Source organism: Burkholderia sp. Ac-20353 (genome assembly GCF_017104785.1).
Taxonomy (GTDB): domain Bacteria; phylum Pseudomonadota; class Gammaproteobacteria; order Burkholderiales; family Burkholderiaceae; genus Burkholderia.
The window spans coordinates 1-752 of the sequence record NZ_JAAGPL010000534.1; the positions used below are offsets into that span (position 1 = coordinate 1).

At 72.7% G+C, this 752-nt stretch carries 1 pseudogene; it reads right to left on the bottom strand.

The features are described 5' to 3' along the window. A pseudogene (locus G3N94_RS41795) lies at window positions 1–752 on the bottom strand (cellulose biosynthesis protein); the annotation flags it as partial.

The window sequence follows — 752 nt, forward strand, 5'->3', positions numbered from 1 at the left end:
CCGACCGCGTCGGCATCGCTCGAGCGCGCGCGGGTCGCCTGGGTCAGCAGCGCGTCGGCCGCCGCGAGATCGCCGCGCGCGAGCGCCTGCAGGCCGCGCTGTTGCGCGATGTAGTTCGGATCGCGCTCGAGCCGCAGCTGCGCGTCGCGCTTCTGCTCCATCGCCGCGACCTTGTCGCGGAATTCGGTGTCGTCCGGCACGAGCGCGAGGTACGCGCGCATTGCGTCGACGTAAACCGGATCGGTATCCGCCGACTGCAGCACGTGTCGCCAGACTTCCATCGCCGCCGTGTGATCGATGTCCGTGCGCCGCGCGAGCGCCCACGCGATCCGGTTCGCTTCCGGGCGCGTGTCGCTGCGCTGGTTCAGCATCCGCGCGAGCGCGACGCCCGCGTCGGCATCGTCCGGATTGGCCGCGACCGCGCGACGCAGCGCCGCGATCGCCGGCTCGCGCCCGCCCGGCGCATTCGCGACGATCTGGTAGTACTCGGCACCAAGCGCACCCGACGGCGCGCCGTCCGGAAACAGCGCGACGATCCGCCGGGCCGCTTCGTCGGACCGGCCGCTGCGCGCGAGCAGGCGAATCTGCGCCATCTCCTCGCGGCCGCTCGTCGCAACCCGGTATTCGTCGTCGACGCGCCGTGTCGCGGGCGCGCCGGGTGCCTGCGCCCTCAGGCGCGCAAGCGCGGCGTGCTCGCCCTTCGCTTCGCCGACGCGCAATAGCACGAGATTCGCAGAGCACCAGTCTGTACC